Genomic DNA, 20,278 nt, shown 5'->3' with positions numbered 1-20,278 from the left:
AGTTTTATTTTTCAAACAGATAACAACGCACAAAGTGGTTGTCAGATAGCTGAGTAACTTCCGGTAAGGCTTCGCGACACTTGGCTGATGCGTGTAAGCAGCGACCAGCAAATGGACAGCCAACAGAATTCGGAGTCCATAATGGGATCTCACCTTTGTTGCCTTCCAATTTTTCGTGGATCGATTTTTTCGGATCCGGTACCGCTGAGACTAACAGTTTGGTGTAAGGGTGTTGTGGATCGTGAATGATCTCGTCAGTATCACCCCATTCCACCATGTGTCCCACGTACATAACGGCCAAGTCTTCGGCAATATAGCGAGCGGTTGCGATGTCGTGCGTGATGTACAGCAGTGACATTTGACGCTCAAACTTCATCTCTTCCATTAGGTTGAGTACGCCTGCACGGATTGACACATCGAGCATTGAAGTGGGTTCATCAGCCAGAACAACCTCAGCACCAACAGCAATGTTACGTGCCAAGTTAACGCGCTGACGCTGACCACCAGAAAGTTGGTGCGGATATTTTGCGGCCGTGGCTTTCGGTGGGATGAGACCTACTTGCTCAAGCAGTTCGTAAACACGTTCTTCCAACTCTTTTTTGTTGCCCGGTGTAACCTTTTTGTGGATCAACAGTGGGCGAGCAATGTGGTGAAAAATGGTATGGGTTGGGTTGAGAGAACCAAACGGGTCTTGCCATACCATTTGTACACCTTCGCGGTAGTGCATCAGATCGTCACGAGAAACGATCTCTTGGATATCACGACCTTTGTACTCGATGACGCCTGAGGTTGGGGCATACATTTTTGCGATCATCTTGGCGGTGGTGGATTTGCCTGAGCCAGACTCACCCACCACAGATAAACCGCGGCTTTTGTACATTTTGAATGACACGTCGTTGATGGCACGCATCATTGGTTGTTTGAGTGCGTTACTGTTGATGGCAAAATCTTTAACCAGATTTTTTCCCTCAACCAGTAATTCGCCATGTGGTTTGCTCATATTTGTCTCCAGAAATTCTTTGCTACTGCTTTACGTGCACCTTAGCGTTTGAGTGCGGCGCTAGGTTGTCCGTAGAGGTGGCAGTTAGAAAAACGGCCATGCTCGATTTGGCGCAGTACGGTCGGTACCTTAGTACAAGCTTCATGAACTCGGTCGCAGCGAGCTTGGAAACGGCATCCTTGAGGGATTTCCAACAAGTTGAGCGGGTTTCCAGGGATCCCTGTGAGTTTTGTTTTTGGTCCGGTTAATGGTGGGAAAGAGCTTCCCAACCCTTTGGTATAAGGGTGGTAAGGGGGTTCCAGAATTTGTTTTGAAGGCGCAACTTCAATCAATTCACCGGAGTACATGATGCCAATACGGTCTGAGAACTCGACCATCAGTGACAAGTCATGAGTAATGAACAGAATAGAGAAACCAAACTCTTCTTTAAGTGCGTAAATCTTCTGCAAAATTTCACGCTGAACAACCACATCCAGGGCAGTCGTGGGTTCATCCATAATGATCATTTTTGGATTGAGCGCGAGCGCAATCGCAATCACTAAGCGTTGACGCATACCACCGGAGAACTGGTGCGGATAATCGTTGAGTCGGCTTGGGTGAATATCCACGATCTCTAACAGCCCTTCTGCACGACGTTTTGCTTGTTCACGCGTCATATTGGTATGGCGCATGATCACATCGCAAAATTGCTCTTCCATGGTCAGAACGGGGTTCAGTGCGTTCATTGCACTTTGGAATACCATCGACATTTCTTTCCAACGGAACGCTTGCATGCGCTCATCACTGTATTTCAGGATGTCTTCACCGTTGAAGATCACCTCACCACCGGTGATGAACGCGGGCGGCTTATGGAGGCGCATCAGCGAGAAGGCAACGGTTGATTTTCCACAACCAGACTCTCCAGCCAGGCCAAAAACCTCGCCTGGGGCTAAATCGAAGCTCACATTGTTACAGGCACGGACATCGCCAGCATCGGTAATGTAGTCCACGCATAAGTTGCGGATTGAGATTAATGGTGCAGTCATGATTATTTATCTCCGCTCCAAAGTGCATTTTGAGGTGGTACGTTTGGCTCACGCGCTTTTTGGTCTTGCTTGGCAAGGCTTTTCCAACGCTTCATGCCTTTATGTGAACGTAATTGTGGGTTAGCAATTTCATCAACCGCGAAGTTCAGTAGAGCAAGGCCAGTGACTAATAGAGTCAAAGAAATACAAGGGGCTAACAGTTCCCACCAAGCGCCGATCAGCATGGATGATGAGGTTTGTACGTTGTACAGCATGATGCCCCAGCTGATGGTGTTTGGATCGCCCAATCCCAAGAAGGAGATAGTGGCTTCCATCATGATGGCGTACATTACTGAACCGATAAAACTTGCCCCCACAATGGAAATGAGGTTTGGCAGAATTTCAACGAAGATGATGCGCCATGAAGATTCACCGAGCACTTCTGCGGCTTTAACGAACTCTTTCTCACGCAGTGCCATGGTTTGTGAACGAACCACCCGTGCGCCCCAAGCCCAGGAGGTACAACCGATAATCAAGGCTATGGTCAAAGGCCCCGCTTCACCGATAAAGGCGGCTAACACGAATAGCAGTGGATATTGAGGAATTACCAACATGATGTTCATCGCTGCAGTGAGGAAATCATCAATTTTTCCACCAAAATAACCCGCCGAGACGCCGATGACGGTGGCTAAGAAACACACGGTGATACCGGCACCGAAGCCAACGGCTAAGGATACGCGAGCACCATAAGCAACTTGTGACCACACATCACGACCCATACGCGTGGTACCGAGTATGTGGTCGGCTTTTTTCGACTTCGCTAGAGTGCGGCGATCGGTCGCTAAGTTTTCTGCAACCCAACCATCTGGGCTTGCTTTGGCTGCTTTCACAACAAAAGCAGGGTATTCATGTGGATTACCCGTGCGTTTATCTGGAGCATGAGAGGTAATAAAAGGTGCCGCTACCGCAAGAAGAAAGAACATGCTCAAGATTGTCACGCCAATCATGGCCATGCGGTTGCCACGTAAGAGTTTCCAAAGTGCTTTCATGATTATTTACCTCCCTTGCGTAAGCGAGGGTCTAGAACAACGTATAGCATGTCCGCCAGCAGGTTAAAGAACAGCATGAACAGAGTCATAATCAACAGCTGACCTTGTAGAACTTGGTAGTCACGCGCAGTAATGGCGTTAAATAACACAGTGCCTAAGCCTGGGTAGTTGAAGATAATTTCAATGATCAACTGACCACCAATCGCCATACCGAGAGACATAGAAAGTGCCGTGACACTTGGTAGTAAAGCGTTACGTGCTGCGTAGTTGAATACCACACGGTTTTCACTTAAGCCTTTGCCTTTCGCCATAGTGATGTAATCTTCAGCGAGTAGGTTAATCATGTTGTTACGCATGTTGACCAAGAAACCACCGATTTGCACAATCGAAGCACAGACCAGAGGCAATACGGCGTGATAGCCCACATCTTTAATAAATGCCCAGCTTGTCCAATCAGGGATTGTGCCTGCTGTGTAGGCGTAACCGGTTGGGAACCAGCCTAAACCGATAGCGAAAGTGAACATGGCAAGCATGGCGATAACCACTTGTGGTACCGCTTGAATCACCAACATACCCGGTGTGATGAAGGTGTCGTACCGGCTACCACGTTTCCATGCAGCAAAAATCCCAAGCACAGAACCGATCGAAAACGAGATAATAACCGCAGTACCGGCAAGGAACAGTGACCAGCCAAATGCACCACCAAGCAGTTCATTCACACTCAGAGGGTAGAATTTGATTGAAGTGCCAAGTTCCCATGTCAGGATGCTTTTGATGTATGTCAGATATTGGACATACCAAGGTCCATCCACAAAGCCTAGAAGCTGTTTCATGGCTTCGATACGCTCAGGGGTAACTTGTGCAGTTGCGTTAGCAAACATCATGGTGACGGGATCACCAGGCATGGCACGCGGAATAATAAAGTTTAATGTTGCTGCGACCAGCAACGCGGCAAAATAGAACGACAATCGTCTTAAAAAGTAACCCATAACTTACACCTTACTCACCCAGTTTTGTCCTGTCTCTGGTTTCAGGTCTCGCCCCTAGCGAATTTGAGAGCGAGAAATCCCCTGACGACGAGCGCCATATGTCCGCTTAACAACATGAGGGGATTTAGATAGGCGGCGCACAGCGTGCGCCGCAAGAAATGAACGTGTATTACTTAACTGGTTTCAGATCCAGTACGTGTAGCAGACGCTCTGGGATACCAGCCCAAACGCTTGGACGGCCCTGTGGATTTTCTTCATTCCACCAGCCAGTGAAGCGAGTGGTATTGTACTGATACATCCATGCACCAGACATAACAGGGATAGTCACTTGGTTTTCAGCAATGATCTTCTGAATTCCGTGAGCGATAGCAATTTGCTCGTTCTTATCCGCAGTTTTGTAGAAGCTGTCTAGCAAGCCATCAAGCTTCTTGTCTGTGAAGTAGTGCATTGCAAAGCGTGGCATACCTTCACCAGCTTGCAGTGCTGAGTTGTAAGCACTGTTCCAGTAAGTGTATGGGTCAGCACCGTGGAAGTAGTTGGTGTAAGCAACGTCGTAAGTACCTTCTAGCATCGCTTGGTTATAAACCGCGAATTCAGGAGTACGCGCTTTCGCTTTGATACCCACTTCTTGTAGCTGCTCAACCGCCAGTTGAACTGTGTTGTTGAAGTCAGTCCAGCCGTTTGGTGATTGGATCAGCAGTTCAAAAGATTTGCCTGATGGCGTTTCTACGAAACCGTCACCGTTCACATCTTTGAAGCCCGCTTTTGCCAGTAGCTTCTTAGAGCCTTCAACGTCATAAGTGTTGAAGCCTTTGTACTTTTTGTGAGTCGCTTCATCAGACCATGCTTCGAATGCGTAGCCAAGGCCAGATGCGAAGTCGTTCACTGTACCGCTGCCGTAGAAGGCGATATCAATGATGGTTTGACGATCCAGAGCCATAGAGAACGCACGACGGAAATCTACGTTATCCAGTGCTTCTTTTTTCGCTGGATCTGGGTTTTTGAAGTTCACCATGAACGCCTGAGTACCCGCTGCTGGGTACCAGTAGTGGTGGTTAGGGTTCGCTGCGGCGTAAGTACGGTCGATATCTGGAACGAATGAAGAAGTCCAGTCGAGCTCAGAGTTAACGATTTTGCCCAGTAGTTGGTCGTTGTTTGCGATTTGTGGAACACGCAGACAGTCAACTTCTAGGTTCGCAGCATCCCAGTAGTTCGGGTTACGACACTGGATGTACAGTTGTGGAGTGAAAGTGTCGATCACGGTGAAAGGACCAGTACCTACTGGGTTTTCGTTAGTGAAGGTGGTTGGATCTTTCACTTCTTTCCACACGTGCTCAGCAACGATAGGGATCAGAGAAATTTCATAAGGTACGTTTGAGTTTGCTTCAGACAAACGGAAACGCACTTTGTATTCGTCAACTTTCTCAACGCTGGTAACCCACTTGTTGATACCACGTTGATCAAGTTCTGGTTTCGCTTTCAGCAGGCCGAAAGAGTAGACCACGTCGTCAGCTGTGAATGCTTCACCGTCAGACCACTTAACGCCTTTGCGGATATCGAAAGTCACGCTCATCAGGTCGTCAGCCATTTTGTAGCTTTCTGCCAGACGGAACACTGGTGTGTTACCTTTCATCTCATTGAATACAACCAGAGGTTCGTAGATAAAGTCAGTGGTTGTACGCAGGTTAGTTGCTAGGTACGGGTTAAAGTTACGTACCATTGTAGGGTAGAAGTCTGGCACGATGGTTAGCTCACTACGTGCAAACGCTGGAGCTGAAACACTGGTTGCTGCTGCGATTACTGCAGCGGCTAGTGCTGTTTTTTTAATATTGGCAAGCATAGCTGTTCCTTACTAGTTGCTTTCATTTCACTAATGGATGGAATGTCATCAATTGATAAACACTCTCCAAGACCTACCTCATAACTTTCGCCCGTCGGAGGGAGGGGGATAAATGAGTGGCCTGTAGGCCTTTGGCAGGAGTAAGAAGACACCTTGCCAAGAAATTTATCAATTCCAATTCCCGTTAAAAACGTCAAAACCATTACCCCTCTCGTCATTAACGTCAAAATGCTCTTTGATGTGTGATTTTTATACAAAAAGCGCGAGGTGATTCACCTCGCAAAAGTCGCGGGCTAGAGTGACTTTTGTTAGTGGTTGCTAACTATTTAATTCAATTAAATTAAGGCTTTTTATCATCCTTTTCATTAGCGAGATCTTGCTCACTAGCAGGAATTTACGTTAATTTAATCGATTGAATTAAATCTGGCGAATTGTTGTGATTCCCTTCGCAATCTCAAACAATGGCTTGGCTAATGCCCCCTATTTAGGTCTTTTCTTACCGTTTTATCCCTTTCTGGTTGATGTGATTTACCCTTGTATTGGGTTCTTTTTTAACGATGTAAATCAAGTTGACTGGTGCGGAATCGGCAAGTTTGAGAATTCGCCTTGATATCTATTGAGAGGGAAGAAATCAATAAAAAACCCACCTAGCGGTGGGTTTGGTTATAGAATAATAAACTTATTCAGTGGTGAGCAGCTTTTGTAATTTATCGCGCTGCATTTCGATATGGGCACGATCCGGACCGGACTCTTTGCAATGCTCAAGAATGTAATCAAGCGAGTTTAGAACCGTTCTCCAGCGTGGTGTTTTGGGCAGGGTCTCGATACGTAAATATTTGTCTAGAGTTCGTGTTTGTAAGGTGCTGCGGTCAAGATAAACGCGCCATAAGCCACTTTGCTCTGCAAAGGTAAATTTGCTTTGTCCCGAAACACGCTCCCAATAATCAAGAGCACTGGTCATGGCTTCGACCAAGACACTACGCATCAAATCTTGTTTGGACTGATACTCACCGGAGGCTTTATCGGCGAGTCGAGTAAATTCGCCTCCTAATTCTTTGAGCTGCTGTAACTTATCTTTATCGCCTTCGAAGGCGTAGCTAGAAAGTGCTTCTACCGCAGTTTCTAGGTTGTAAATACGCGATGCATTAATACTGCCGCCGACATTAAAAATGTACATGGCTTGCAAGCCCGAGCCTTCAGGCAAGCGCAGGACATCGGCAGATAAATGTTGTCGCACATCATCAACATAGACATCGATATTGCCGCAGTAATGTTCTTGATCGATGTTGAGATACTTAGGTGCAATCAATTCTTCTGCACTCGAGCGTTTAAGCTGCTCAGGTGTACGTCTAAATAGGCGAGAAGCGGCCTCGTTGGCAAAGCGCACCTTATTACCTTCTTTCACACACAAAATGGCTTCCGGCGCAGATTCTAATTGTTCCAGTAAGCGACCTTGCGTTTCAAGAAGGCTTGCTTCCACCATCGCGCGATGTTTCAGCTCTTTTTGCAACTGCGCATTTTCAATGCGGCGTAATTCTGCTTTGCTAGCGGTGAGGTGGGCAATAATACGTGCAGCGAGCTCTTGCTTGTTGAATGGCTTTGATAAGTAGTCGTTCGCTCCCGCTTCAAATCCCCTCACTCGGTCGTCAGACTGATTGAGAGCGGTTAGCATAATGATCGGTAGTTCAGCATGGTCGTAAGTTTGTCTAAGTTTTTCACATACTTGATAGCCGCTCATCCCAGGCATCATGATATCGAGTAGTAGAAGTTCTGGTTTTTCACGCTTTACGGCTTCTAATACTTCGTTTCCATCTTGTACGGTATGAACACGATAGCCTTCAAGGCGTAAAAAGCTGTCTAATACTCTGAGGTTAACCGGTTCGTCATCAGCCACTAGAAGTAATGGACCGTGTTCATTTTCAGGCAGCGTACTTTGTTCTGGCAGCTCCGTATCCAATATTTCAGGGGCTTGGAAGTGAGGCAATTCGGTTAAGCGAGCCTGTTCAATCTCGGATTGGATGGCTAACGGCAGAGTAAAACTGAATGTTGTACCAACCATTGGTTGGCTACTTACATATAGGGTTCCGCCCATCAATTCGATTAATTGGCGAGTGATAGAAAGCCCTAAGCCAGCACCTTGGCGATAGCGGCTAGCATCACGACTGGCTTGGATTAATGGCTCAAAAATTTGCTCCAGTTGATCGGCGGGAATGCCTTGTCCGGTATCAACGACTTGCACGCGGATTTTGTCGTCCATATAAGTTGTTGAAATGACGATTTTTCCCTCAGAAGTGTACTTAATGGCATTTCCGATCAGGTTATACAGCACTTGCTCTAAGCGTTGTGGATCCGCGGAAACCCATACGGCTTGCTCTGGCACTTGGTTAATAATGCGCAGCATTTTTTTGCCTAATAAATGGTGTGATAGTTCCAAGACTAAGCGTGTTGCACTTGATAAATCGACTGCGCACTTTTGAATATCCAACGCACCGTAGCGCATTTTATGATAGTCGAGCAGGTCATCGACTAAGGTTGCTAAGCGTTGCCCACTGTTGATGATGATGTCGAGTTGGTACTTATGGGCTGCAGTTAATGGGCCATTAGCTCCGGAGACTAAGGCTTCCGCAATGCCGATCATGCCATGCAGAGGCGTGCGTAACTCATGTGAGGTGGTGGCGAGGAATTCATCTTTGAGTTTGTTCGCGAGCTGTAACTCATCATTCTGCTTACGAATGATGAGTAGGTTATTTTCTAGCTCCTTGTTTTGCGATTTGATGAGCAATATTTTCTCGCGAATGGAGCGTTGCATACGTTCGAAGCTGACTGCCAAACGACCTATTTCATCTTTACGCTCGGTGTTAATCATTGCTTCATCGAGATCACCTGCGGAAACGCGCTCTGCCGCCCATGTTAGTTTCAAAAGCGGTGAGGTAATGAAGTTAGACAGGTAATGGGAAGCAATTACCACGAGAACGATCGCGGTGAGCATGGCAAAGACGAACAATTTCTCTAATTGACGTACGCGAGAAAATGCTTCTTTTTCAGGTAATTCAACCACTAATGCCCAGTGGATACTATTGAGATTGATCGGCGCGTAGGCGGCAATGATCTTTTCATCATCGGTATTGGTGTAAGTCCCCACTGAACGTTTACCCGAGAGGGCTAAATCAACCACCTCTTTGCTTTTTTCAACAGAAATTTCTGCAGAGGCTAACGTTCGTGAGCGATGATCTTGGCCAACCAGTATCGTTTGCATCGAAGGGTTGTTATTCCCATCAGCAATCAGCTTAGTGATCGCATTGCTCGGTAGTCGGAACATCGCATAGCTATGCAAGTAACCTTGTTGAATAATCGGAGCCCCAAGCCAGGCATACTGTTTTCCATCTTCTTGCACAAAGTCGGAGATCACTATCGGAGTAAAGTCTTCATTGGTTTTGCGTTGCTCATTAACGGTCTGTTCTAGGCGTTTAAAAGTATGCCCAAGATTAGAATCTTGATACTTCCCTGTTAATAAGTTGGTTCCGAAATTATCGTATTTATAGATGGAGTAAACTACATTGCCATCGATATCAACGAGCAAGATGTCATCAAAATCCGAGCGTTTAAGAAGCTCTAAATAAGCCCAGTGATAGCGTTTATGTAGTAGTCGATAACGTTCACTGCCTACGTAGCTGCTCGATTGTGGTAGTACAGAGGTTTTGATTTGATCGCCTGAGCCCGGAATGTAGCGCTGCTGAGCATGTTCACGCGCCGCTTCTATGCTGACATCTAGCCGCTGAAAAGCGTTGACTAGCCCATAAAATCGGCCGCCACTGGCATAGGCAAGTTCTGAGCGGACAAAGCCCATCACTTCTGACTCTTTAGCCATCATGTAGTCAATGACCTGCTGCTGTTTTGTATCACGTACTGAAACGAGGTATGAAGTGCTCTGTTCTTCCAGATCTTTGCTGTGCGAATGCAGGAAAAACAGCGCGGTAATCGTGAGTGGAATGATACTGAGCGCCAGAAACGCCGCCATCAGCGTATTTTGCAGGCGCTTGAATTTTTGTTTCCGATAGAACCTAAACATAATTAAGGCGTTACTTTTGGTGAAACTCGGTGGCGATTGCCAACCAGGAGTGGGTGAATGACAAGAAAAACCTAAAGTAACGAAATTAACGAGTTTTTTTACTTTGACAAGTAAGTCCAAGCTAAAGCGTGGGCGTAGGCGCAAAATTGTGAGAGAAGTGCCGCTTTTAAGGGGGATTTACGTCAAAAGCGGCAAAATAAAAGGAGTTATTTTTTTGCGTGATAGATGGCAAATTTACTGGTTTTGGCTGCAATATCGCACCGGCCAAACGCTTGCTCGATGATCGGAGGATATTTCAGAAAGCTATTTGCCACAATCCACAGTGAACCAGTAGGCACGAGATGGTTCACTGATTCTGCTAAGAGATTTTCCGTTGCACTATAGCTGGTATCCAATCCTGAGTGGAAAGGCGGGTTGGTGACAATATAATCGTATTGAGTTCCGGTATCGGAGAACATATCGGATGGATAGACTCTGCCGCGTAATTGGTTGGCCTGTAGCGTTTCTTGGCTAGAGCGAATCGCAAGAGCACTGATATCCGTCATTTCAAGTTCAATCTCAGGATTGAGCGTTGCCATGACACAACCTAAAACACCGGCACCGCAACCTATATCAATCACCTTGCCATCAAGTTTAGGTAAGGTATCGAGCAGTAGTCTGCTTCCAAGATCAAACTCACCATGGCTAAAAACACCAGGTAAACTGCGGATTGTCAAACCGTGGCCTTGGTAGTTGACGGAGTATGATTTAAACCATTGGCTGATATCGAATGCTGCAGGCGTGTTTAAGCATTGCCCCCAGTAAAATGAGCAGCGACGAGCAGAATCATATTTATGAATCGGACCATAGGCGGAGAACATTTTTTCAATGCTTTTCACGCCGGAGCGGTTTTCACCTACCACGACAATCTCTGTTCCAGTACCGAGTTTAGCCAACAGCATTGCAAGTAGGTATTCCGCTTCTTGCTTGGCTTTTGGCCAGTAAAGCAAGATCAGATCGGCGTGGACTTCATCGCTTAACTGTTCACCAAAGTAACACTGGATGTTCGAATGTGCTTTAAGTTGAGAGTAATAGCCATAATGGGTGGTGAAGACAGATACCGAGGCGCAATGTTGACTAAGTTCGATTGGAAAGCGATCTTCAGCCTCGCCCGCGACCAACACGTGCTTATCTACAAAGTAATCGAGTTGACGAAGGGCGATTTCAGTCGGTGCGGTATAGTGTTGCATGGAGCGCTCTACTCAGTAAAAAGGGGGCAGATTTTCGCACACTCTGCCCGTGGAATAAAACCTTTTGCAGTTCTTCAACTGTTATCTTGTTGATCTAAAAAGCTACGAAATTCTTCTTCATAGATGTTAAACAGCACCATGGTAATCGCAAAAATCAGTGGGCCATAAATTAAGCCAATTAAACCAAACAACTGAATACCACCGAGTAGCGAGAAGAAAATCATTAACGTATTCATCCCCGCACTGCCTTGCATCAAGAATGGGCGTAGTAGGTTATCGATAGAACCCACAACGGCAATGCTCCATATGGCGAGGAAAATAGCCCATGAGGTTTCACCGATTAAGAATAAGTAGAGAGTGGCAGGGATCCAGATTAAAGCGGTACCCACAACAGGTATAAACGATGCAAAGCCCATCATGGTTCCCCAGAAGAGTCCTGGGAATCCGGCTAACCACATACCGATACCGCCCGCTAAACCTTGGGCTATTGCGGTTAAAAAAGAGCCCATTACAGCCGATTTTGACACGTTTTCAATTTCATTCAGCAGTCGATCTTCTTGGCTACGTGATAGCGGAAGAATGTGGCGGATCGCGCTGATGATTTTGTCGTGATCACGCAGTAGGAAAAACAGCACAAACAGCATTAGGAAAAAATTCATTACAAAACTGGTCGCATCGCCGAGAATTTTCGCACTAATACTGACTAAATTAGTGCCGAAGGTAGTCGCGAATTGCCCAATTCGTTGGGCTATTTGCTGTGGGCTAATTTCTTCAAATGGGAGGTAGTGATTAGCGAGGCTTAACCCTTTGACGACCCAAGGATGATTCAATACCTCTTGAATTCCCCCTTGTGTTACCCAAGCGTACAAATTTTGGGAGAATTTTGAACCTTGTTGAACGATCGCTCCGAAGATAAACAGCAGCGGAATCACCACGATGACGGTCAGTACCACACAGGATAGAAAGGCCGAGAGGTTATGGTGTGATGGTAGTTTTTTATCAAGCCAAGCGTGGATAGGGAACATCAACAAAGAAATGATGAAAGCCATGACAATGGAGTTGATATAAGGCTCGACCAACCAGTAACAGGCGAGTGCAGAGGCCAATAGCGCCACGACTAATACACGGTGGCTAGAGGCTAATTTGATTTTTTCTGACACGGGAGTTATCCCCTTAAAGGAAATTGACGAGCTATAATGACGCTAATTCAGTTGCTTAGCAATCCAGAGGTCGAGATGGGCTGTTGTGATAAAAACGAATGTTGTGACAAGAAAACAAAACGTAAAGTGATTCCGTGGTTTGGTATTGTGATTTGTGCTTTAGTGCTGGTGAGTATCTATTACTGGCAATAAATCTTTGTTGAATGAAAAAAGGCAGCCGTGGCTGCCTTTGAAAAGCGGGAGTGTGCTGTTGGTCAAGCTTTCTCTGCTTCTGCTGCTAAAATTGCAAAGCTGCGATCGGCGGCTTCCAGCGTTGCTTCAATCTCTTTTGAACCATGAGCGAGTGAAGTAAAGCTTGCTTCAAAAGCCGATGGAGCGAGATAAACCCCGTGTTGCAACATCAAGTGGAAGAAACGTTTGAAACGCTCTACATCGCAACGTGCGACATCTTCATAACACGTGACTTTCTCTTGTTCGGTGAAGAAGAAGCCAAACATGCCACCGACTTGGTGCACCAGTAGTGGAATGCCATGTTGATCCGCTAGGGATTTAAATCCGTCAGCCAGTTGCTTGGTTTGCGCAGCTAAGCGTTTTTCGTTGTCCTCTTCACGCAGTAAACTCAGGCATGCATAGCCTGCTGCCATCGCGATAGGGTTGCCTGACAATGTACCAGCTTGGTAAACCGGACCTGTTGGGGCAATGTATTGCATGACTTCACGACGACCACCGAAAGCACCGACTGGCATACCACCACCGATTACTTTACCGAGTGTGGTTAAGTCAGGCTTGATGTTGTAGTACGCTTGTGCGCCGCCTAATGCAACACGAAAACCGGTCATGACTTCATCAAAAATCAGCAGAGCGCCTTCTTGGTCACAAATTTCACGCAGTCCCTCATGGAAGCCTTCCACAGGTGGAATGCAGTTCATATTGCCAGCCACAGGCTCAACGATAATACACGCGATTTCGCCTTTATTGGCAGCAAACAGTTCACGTACTGAGTCTAAATCATTAAAACGTGCCGTTAAGGTATGTTTAGCGAAGTCGGCAGGTACGCCTGGAGAACTTGGTTGGCCAAGCGTTAAAGCACCAGAGCCGGCTTTAACCAACAAACTGTCCGCATGGCCGTGGTAACAACCTTCAAATTTGATGATTTTATCGCGGCCTGTGTAACCACGAGCAAGACGGATAGCACTCATGGTCGCTTCAGTACCTGAGTTCACCATACGCAGTTGTTCCATAGAAGGAACCAGTTCAGAAACCAGTTCTGCCATAGTGATTTCCATTTCGGTTGGTGCTCCAAAACTTAAACCACGCTGCGCTGCTTGAATGACCGCTTCACGGATCACTGCATGGTTATGGCCTAGAATCATAGGTCCCCATGAGCCAACATAATCAATGTACGCTTTACCATCGGCATCAAAAATCAGCGCGCCATTGGCACGATCAATAAAAATCGGTGAACCACCAACCCCGTTAAATGCACGAACTGGAGAGTTTACCCCACCAGGAATGGTGGTTTGCGCCTTTTGGTATAACTCGGCTGATTTGGTCATGCTACTTTCCTCTATGATAAATCGGAGCAATTTTGGGGCGCATTGTACGCCGATGACCCATAGGGTGAAATGTTTTCGCTACATTTTGATCGATTTTCCCTGTCTACGACTCAAAAAACGCATGGAATAAAGTGAATTTATTCGACAAATGCATTCGTATTAAGGCTAATACTTGAACGGCCAACTCAGGTATTGGATAATCGCGGCATTATCACTATTAGATATGTAGCGCATCGCATCCGTAATGCCGCTGCATTTTACACGAATGAGAGAGGTCATCGTGAGCGAAGTTAATGTTCCATTATCCTTTTCTGATGCAGCTGCAAAGCGCGTGAAAGCGTTGATTGCTGAAGAAGATAATCCATCTTTAATGCTGCGTGTATATATTACCGGTGGTGGTTGTAGCGGTTTTCAGTATGGTTTTACTTTTGATGAAACCATCAATGAGGGTGATACCAAAATTGAGAATAGTGGCGTAATTTTGGTTGTTGACCCGATGAGTCTTCAGTATTTGATCGGTGGTGTGGTTGACTATACCGAAGGTCTTGAAGGTTCAAGATTCTTTGTCAATAACCCTAATGCCACTACAACCTGTGGTTGTGGTGCATCATTTAGTGTTTAAACCTGATCTTTAATTCAGGAACAATAAGGCTAGCCGAGTTCTCGGCTGGCCGACACTGCGTATTAGGATGTTGCGCGGTCATAACAATAAGGAATATTTATGTTTCCGGTAACCACATCTTTACGTCAGGTTCGTGACTCTCTTGTCAATCAACCTTGGTTGATATCCCTTCTCTTCATTATCGTGTTAGTCGTATGGCTAGGCTTAGGTCGTCCCCATGCACAAGAAACGCAAACTGCCACAGAAATTCAAGTCCCGTTAGCTAAAGTCGGTTATCAGACCTTTAAGGCCGCACAGACTGACAAGGTAATTGAACTCTATGGTAGAACAGCTCCAGATCGACAAGCCCAAATCGGTGCTGAAATCGCAGGGCGGATTATTGAAATCAAAATCGCCAAAGGCCAGACAGTGGGCAAAGGACAAGTGATTGCGGTTATCGATAAAGGTGATTTAGATGCGCAATTAGAGCGTGCCAAAGCACTACTTAAAGTTCGTCAGCAAGAGTTTAATGCAGCCAATGCTTTGAAGAATAAAGGTTTACAAGGTGAAGTGGCCTTTACCAATGCCGCTGCGGCATTGACTGATGCACAGTCCTCGCTCAGTACGGTACAACGTTTATTGGAGAATACTCAAGTCCGTGCTCCTTTCGATGGTGTCATCGAAGCGTTGCCGATTGAAAAAGGCGATTTTGTCGGAATTGGTGATCCCGTGGCATCCATCATAGATCTCCATAAATTGGTGATAGAAGCGGATGTCAGCGAACGGCATATTCAGCATGTTCAGCTGGAGCAGCTTGCTCGGATTCGCTTTATTGATGGGAGTCTGACTCAAGGTAAAGTGCGTTACATCTCAAGGCTTTCATCACCAGCAACCAATACCTTTGCCATTGAAGTTGAAATGGATAACCCACAGCAAACCATTCCAGCTGGAGTGAGTGCTGAAGTGGAAATTAGCTTGATGACACAAGCGGCCATCAAAATAACTCCAGCTATGTTAGCGCTTGATGAAGTAGGCAATCTAGGTGTTAAAACTTTGCAAGGTGAGCGAGTTCATTTTGTACCAATCCAACTGGTTAAAGCTGAGCAAGATGGTGTTTGGTTAACAGGGTTGGGTGAGCAAGTCGATATTATTACTCGTGGACAAGGTTTTGTTCGCGATGGGGATGCTGTTATCGCTACTCAGCTGACGACACACTAGGAGCCGCACCATGTTTACTTTGATTGATGCGGCGCTGTCTCGTACGCGCACCATGTTGACGCTATTGGTGTTTATTTTGGTCGCAGGGGGGGCGACTTATATCACCATACCTAAAGAATCAAGCCCCGATGTAACGATTCCGATCATCTATGTTTCCGTTGGTCATCAGGGTATCTCTCCCAGTGATGCAGAGCGGCTGATTGTTCGCCCTTTAGAGCAAGAATTACGTTCTATCGAAGGGGTAAAAGAGATGACGGCCACCGCTTCTGAAGGAAATGCCTCTGTCGTTTTGGAATTCAATGTTGGTGTTGATTTAGCTAAAGCGATGGCAGATGTCCGTGATGCGGTGGATTTAGCCAAGCCGAAATTACCCACCGACAGTGATGAACCCACGGTCAATGAAGTTACTTTAGCGGCTGAACAGCCGGTTCTTTCCGTGGTGCTCTATGGTACAGTGCCTGAACGTACAGCAGTGCAAATTGCTCGTCAGCTACGAGACAAATTGGAGAGTTATCGTCAGATCCTCAAAGTAGAAATTGCTGGAGATCGTGATGAAATTGTCGAAATTGTCGTTGATCCACTGCTGATGGAAAGTTATGGCCTTGACCAAGGCGATATCTACAACCTAATAGCGCTCAATAACCGTGTGGTTGCCGCTGGGTTTGTCGATACTGGCTACGGTCGGTTTTCAGTCAAAGTTCCCTCTGTTTTTGAATCGTTAAAAGATGTTCTTGAATTGCCCATCAAAGTTGAGGGTAAACAAGTGATCACCTTTGGTGATGTGGCGACCGTTCGGCAATCTTTTCGAGATCCAGAAAGTTATGCTCGCTTAGATGGCAAACCTGCAATTGTGCTCGATATCAAAAAGCGTTCCGGTGAAAACATCATCGAAACCGTTGAACTGGTTAAAGCGGTATTAGCCGAAGCGCAAGTTCGCGAAGAGTGGCCGAATAACTTGTTAGTGAAAACGATTTGGGATGAGTCGAAAGATGTCAAACTCATGCTCAATGATCTACAAAACAACATCCTTTCCGCCATCATTTTGGTTGTGATAGTGATCATCGCGATCTTGGGGGGGCGAACTTCGCTACTGGTTGGGGTTTCGATACCTGGTTCATTTTTAGCGGGTTTACTGGTGCTTGCGGTATTTGGTCTCACGGTCAACATTGTCGTGCTATTTGCATTGATCATGGCTGTTGGGATGCTAGTGGATGGGGCGATCGTGGTGACAGAGTTTGCCGATCGGCGTATGCAAGAAGGGATGCATCGCACAGAAGCCTATCGAGATGCCGCCAAACGTATGGCATGGCCAATTACGGCATCCACAGCCACGACATTAGCGGCGTTTGCCCCTTTACTGTTTTGGCCTGATGTTACCGGCGAATTCATGAAATACTTACCGATGACCCTGATTGCCACTCTAAGTGCTTCATTGGTTATGGCATTGTTGTTTGTTCCGGTATTAGGCAGTTTATTTGGGCGACCACAGCAAGTTACGCAGGCCAATCAAGCTCGTATGGTGGCCCTGCATAATGGCGACTTTACTCAAGCAACCGGTATTACGAAAGCGTATTACCAAACCTTAGCGGTGGCGATTCGTCATCCGGTCAAGATCTTATGCGCTGCTCTCCTTATGTCAGTTGCGATCGCTTTTGCTTATGCGAAAGCGGGGCTGGGGGCAGAGTTCTTTCCTGAAGTGGATCCGCCCTTTTTCTCGGTCAAAGTGCGTTCTTATGGTGATCTTTCGCTTGATGAAAAAGATCACATCATGCGGGATGTTGAGCAGGTGATGCTCGGTCATCAGGAATTTGAAAGCGTATACACGCGAACGGGAGGAGAAGATGAAATTGGGGTGGTGCAGATCACTCCGGTTGATTGGCAGTATCGGCGCAGCGTCAAAGAGATTATCGAGGAGTTACAACAGGTCACAGATGCTTTTCCTGGAGTAGAGATTGAGTACAAGTTTCCTGATGCGGGTCCTCCGGTTGAACATGATTTGGTTATCGAGCTTTCTGCGCGAGTTCCAGAAAATTTAGAGAAAGCGACTCAACAGGTGCGGTTGTGGGCGGAAGCGCATTCTGCGTTGACCAATGTGAGTGATAACGGCAGCAAGCCGGGGATTGATTGGAAAATTGCTATTCGGCGTGATGACGCTTCTCGCTTTGCCGCAGATGCTACGCTAGTCGGGAATACCGTACAGTTCGTTACCAATGGGCTCAATATTGGCGATTATTTGCCAGATGATAGCGATGAAGAGGTCGATATTTTGGTGCGATATCCGAGCGAGTATCGTGATATTGGACGCTTTGATCAATTGCGAGTCAAAACAGCGCAAGGGTTAGTGCCGTTAACCAACTTTGCCCAAATTACTCCAGAGCCTAAACAAGATACGATTCGTCGCATCGATGGGCAACGAGTGCTCAGTGTCGTTGCGGATCTTAAAGAAGGCTACAACTTAGCATTGGAGCTGCCAGCGATTGAACAAGCGTTGCGAGAGCTCAATTTACCTAATGGTGTCGAGTTTAAGATCCGTGGTCAGAATGAAGAGCAGGAACACTCGGCCGCATTTTTGGAAAAAGCGTTTATGATTGCGCTGGCCGCAATGGCGATCATTTTGATCACCCAATTTAATAGTTTTTACCAAGCTTTCTTAATTTTGACCGCCGTGTTGTTCTCCACGGTCGGGGTTTTTGCTGGACTGCTGATTTTCCAAAAGCCGTTTGGGATTGTTATGTCAGGGATTGGTGTTATCGCTCTTGCTGGGATTGTGGTTAACAACAATATTGTATTGATTGATACTTACAACCAACTGTTAAAACGGGGTATGAGCCGTGAAGAGGCGATACTACGAACCGGCGTTCAGCGCTTGCGCCCTGTATTGTTAACAACGGTAACGACCATTCTTGGTTTGATGCCTATGGTGCTTGAAATGAACATCGATATCATCAATCAGAAAATTGAGTTTGGTGCGCCCAGTACCCAGTGGTGGTCTCAGTTAGCAACGGCGGTTGCAGGAGGATTAGCATTTGCGACTGTGCTGACTTTGGTGCTCACACCTTGTTTGCTGATGTTGGGACGCCGAAAAAGTACGGTGAGTGAGGAGCTTGACGTTAATGACGAAGCCAGCAGCTAATCCCCATCTTTCAAGATCATTAAGGCCAGCGAAATGCTGGCCTTATTTTTAGGGTCATTGAAAAGCGTTATTGCTGGTTGGCATACAGCAGTTGACTGTAACGATCCAGTTTCGCCATGCGTTGTTTGGCGTTAGTAATAAAGGTTTCTTTGGCTTTACCACTCAATGATTGCGCTTGTGGCAATTCAACAGTGCGAGGGTTTTTGTGTACGCCATTCACCAAAAATTCGTAGTGCAAATGCGGTCCAGTAACCCGCCCTGTGCCACCTAGCGTTCCAATGCTTTGCCCTTGCTTGACTCGCTGGCCTGTTTTTACCAGTCGGCGCTGTAAGTGCAGGTACTTGGTAATGTAAGTATTACTGTGACGAATATAGACATAATTGCCGTTAAATTGGTTGTAGCTTGATTTTTCAACCACACCATCACCTGCTGCCCAGATTGGTGTACCCACAGGGGCTGCGTAGTCAGTACCTCGGTGCGCTTTAACTTGCCCCGTGACCGGATGGAGGCGACGAGGGTTAAAGTTAGAAGATACACGGCGGAAATCGAGAGGAGAGCGCAAAAAGGCTTTTTTCATTGCTCGACCATTCTCATCGTAATAATTGCCCGTATTGTCATCTAAAATCGCCGTAAAGGTTGAACCTTGGTTGGAGAAGGTTGCCGCGATGATGTTACCTCGTCCAATGACAGTACCTTCCACCAACTTTTCTTGGTAAAGCAGTTTGAATTGGTCGCCTTCTCGAATATCAAGTGCAAAGTCGATATCCCAACCAAATAGACCTGCAAGCTCCATGATTTGGTTGGCGCTTAACCCAGCCGCCATGCCCGCATTCCAGAAGCTAGATGTGATTTTAGCTTCTGCATAGTTCAGTTGGTAAACCACATCTTTCTTATCAAATTCAGAGGTAAAACCAGAATCTGAACGGGTCACCACAAAGGTTTCATAAGGGCTAATGGTACGCTTGAGTTGAACTAATTGATTTTTTTCATCAAAACCAAATTTTAATTCATCTTTAGGCATCAACTTTGAAAGTTGGCTATTAATGTCACTGTTACTTGAGGTCAGTTCATACAGCACTCGCGATGAGAGTCCGGCTCGTTGAAAGAGCACCGCCGCACTTTCGCCATTAGCGACTTTATAGGTTTCCCAGCGCAGCAGGGGGCTAGAGACTTGCCCATCCTCGTTGGTAGTCAAAAGCGTATTATCAAGAGGCACAGAGTAATGGCGGCCAAGTTCTAATTGAGAATCGGGTTTACGTAATGTTTCAGTATTAGGAAGAAAAAAAACGGCGAAGGCAATGACGGCACTAAAAATGGTGATCAACACACGGTGCAGCCACGGAAGACGAGTGAAAAGTGAAAGCATATTCAGTTCAAATTCATTTAATTATTAACAAAATCGCTGTCGGGTAGTCTAACTGGTTTCAAAA

Annotated in this window: 14 protein-coding genes; 4 read left to right on the top strand and 10 right to left on the bottom strand. The window is 46.3% G+C overall.

All coding sequences use genetic code 11. The features are described 5' to 3' along the window. Positions 1-4: 4 nt before the first annotated feature. The 8 genes from VOA_RS16075 to VOA_RS16110 form a co-directional block, all read right to left on the bottom strand. Positions 5-1,000, bottom strand: coding sequence for an ABC transporter ATP-binding protein (locus VOA_RS16075; protein WP_000042561.1), 996 nt, complete (start codon positions 998-1,000; stop codon positions 5-7). Positions 1,001-1,041: 41 nt separating this feature from the next. Continuing rightward, entirely contained in the window at positions 1,042-2,025 is a 984-nt protein-coding gene (locus VOA_RS16080) for an ABC transporter ATP-binding protein (RefSeq protein ID WP_000126483.1), read from the bottom strand. A 2-nt stretch (positions 2,026-2,027) separates the two neighbouring features. Then, on the bottom strand, positions 2,028-3,053 hold the full coding sequence (locus VOA_RS16085) for an ABC transporter permease (protein WP_000646274.1): 1,026 nt from the start codon (positions 3,051-3,053) through the stop codon (positions 2,028-2,030). Between the two features lie 2 nt (positions 3,054-3,055). Continuing rightward, on the bottom strand, positions 3,056-4,042 hold the full coding sequence (locus VOA_RS16090; RefSeq protein WP_000540338.1) for an ABC transporter permease: 987 nt from the start codon (positions 4,040-4,042) through the stop codon (positions 3,056-3,058). A 169-nt stretch (positions 4,043-4,211) separates the two neighbouring features. Continuing rightward, on the bottom strand, positions 4,212-5,882 hold the full coding sequence (locus tag VOA_RS16095; RefSeq protein WP_000880701.1) for an ABC transporter substrate-binding protein: 1,671 nt from the start codon (positions 5,880-5,882) through the stop codon (positions 4,212-4,214). Between the two features lie 679 nt (positions 5,883-6,561). Further along, positions 6,562-10,095, bottom strand: a complete 3,534-nt coding sequence (locus VOA_RS16100; protein WP_198006565.1) for a response regulator — start codon at positions 10,093-10,095, stop codon at positions 6,562-6,564. A 62-nt stretch (positions 10,096-10,157) separates the two neighbouring features. Continuing rightward, entirely contained in the window at positions 10,158-11,180 is a 1,023-nt protein-coding gene (gene rsmC / locus VOA_RS16105; RefSeq protein ID WP_001165078.1) for a 16S rRNA (guanine(1207)-N(2))-methyltransferase RsmC, read from the bottom strand. 74 nt (positions 11,181-11,254) lie between these two features. Beyond that, entirely contained in the window at positions 11,255-12,340 is a 1,086-nt protein-coding gene (locus VOA_RS16110) for an AI-2E family transporter (protein WP_001290821.1), read from the bottom strand. Positions 12,341-12,376: 36 nt separating this feature from the next. On the opposite strand from VOA_RS16110, the gene VOA_RS19750 reads away from it, so the two are divergent. Then, positions 12,377-12,532, top strand: a complete 156-nt coding sequence (locus VOA_RS19750) for a hypothetical protein (RefSeq protein WP_000172661.1) — start codon at positions 12,377-12,379, stop codon at positions 12,530-12,532. Positions 12,533-12,594: 62 nt separating this feature from the next. Here the strand turns inward: VOA_RS19750 and hemL are convergent, their stop codons facing one another. Then, complete coding sequence (gene hemL / locus VOA_RS16120) at positions 12,595-13,896, bottom strand: glutamate-1-semialdehyde 2,1-aminomutase (RefSeq protein ID WP_000167261.1); 1,302 nt, start codon at positions 13,894-13,896, stop codon at positions 12,595-12,597. A gap of 280 nt (positions 13,897-14,176) precedes the next feature. Between hemL and erpA the strand changes: the two genes are divergently transcribed. The 3 genes from erpA to VOA_RS16135 all read left to right on the top strand — a co-directional run bounded on the left by erpA (position 14,177) and on the right by VOA_RS16135 (position 18,848). Further along, positions 14,177-14,518, top strand: a complete 342-nt coding sequence (gene erpA / locus VOA_RS16125; protein WP_000005738.1) for an iron-sulfur cluster insertion protein ErpA — start codon at positions 14,177-14,179, stop codon at positions 14,516-14,518. Positions 14,519-14,617: 99 nt separating this feature from the next. Further along, the gene (locus tag VOA_RS16130; protein ID WP_000484651.1) at positions 14,618-15,715 is read left to right on the top strand and encodes an efflux RND transporter periplasmic adaptor subunit; all 1,098 of its coding nucleotides are present in this window, start codon (positions 14,618-14,620) and stop codon (positions 15,713-15,715) included. Positions 15,716-15,725: 10 nt separating this feature from the next. Then, positions 15,726-18,848, top strand: coding sequence for an efflux RND transporter permease subunit (locus tag VOA_RS16135; RefSeq protein WP_000494528.1), 3,123 nt, complete (start codon positions 15,726-15,728; stop codon positions 18,846-18,848). Positions 18,849-18,915: 67 nt separating this feature from the next. On the opposite strand, the gene VOA_RS16140 is transcribed toward VOA_RS16135, so the two are convergent. Further along, on the bottom strand, positions 18,916-20,214 hold the full coding sequence (locus tag VOA_RS16140; protein ID WP_000949658.1) for a peptidoglycan DD-metalloendopeptidase family protein: 1,299 nt from the start codon (positions 20,212-20,214) through the stop codon (positions 18,916-18,918). Positions 20,215-20,278 lie beyond the last annotated feature (64 nt).

Origin of the sequence: Vibrio sp. RC586 (assembly GCF_000176715.1) — a bacterium.
Lineage (GTDB): Bacteria > Pseudomonadota > Gammaproteobacteria > Enterobacterales > Vibrionaceae > Vibrio.
The sequence above is the reverse complement of the archived record's forward strand: the minus strand, read 5'-3'. Positions and strand labels throughout refer to the sequence as shown.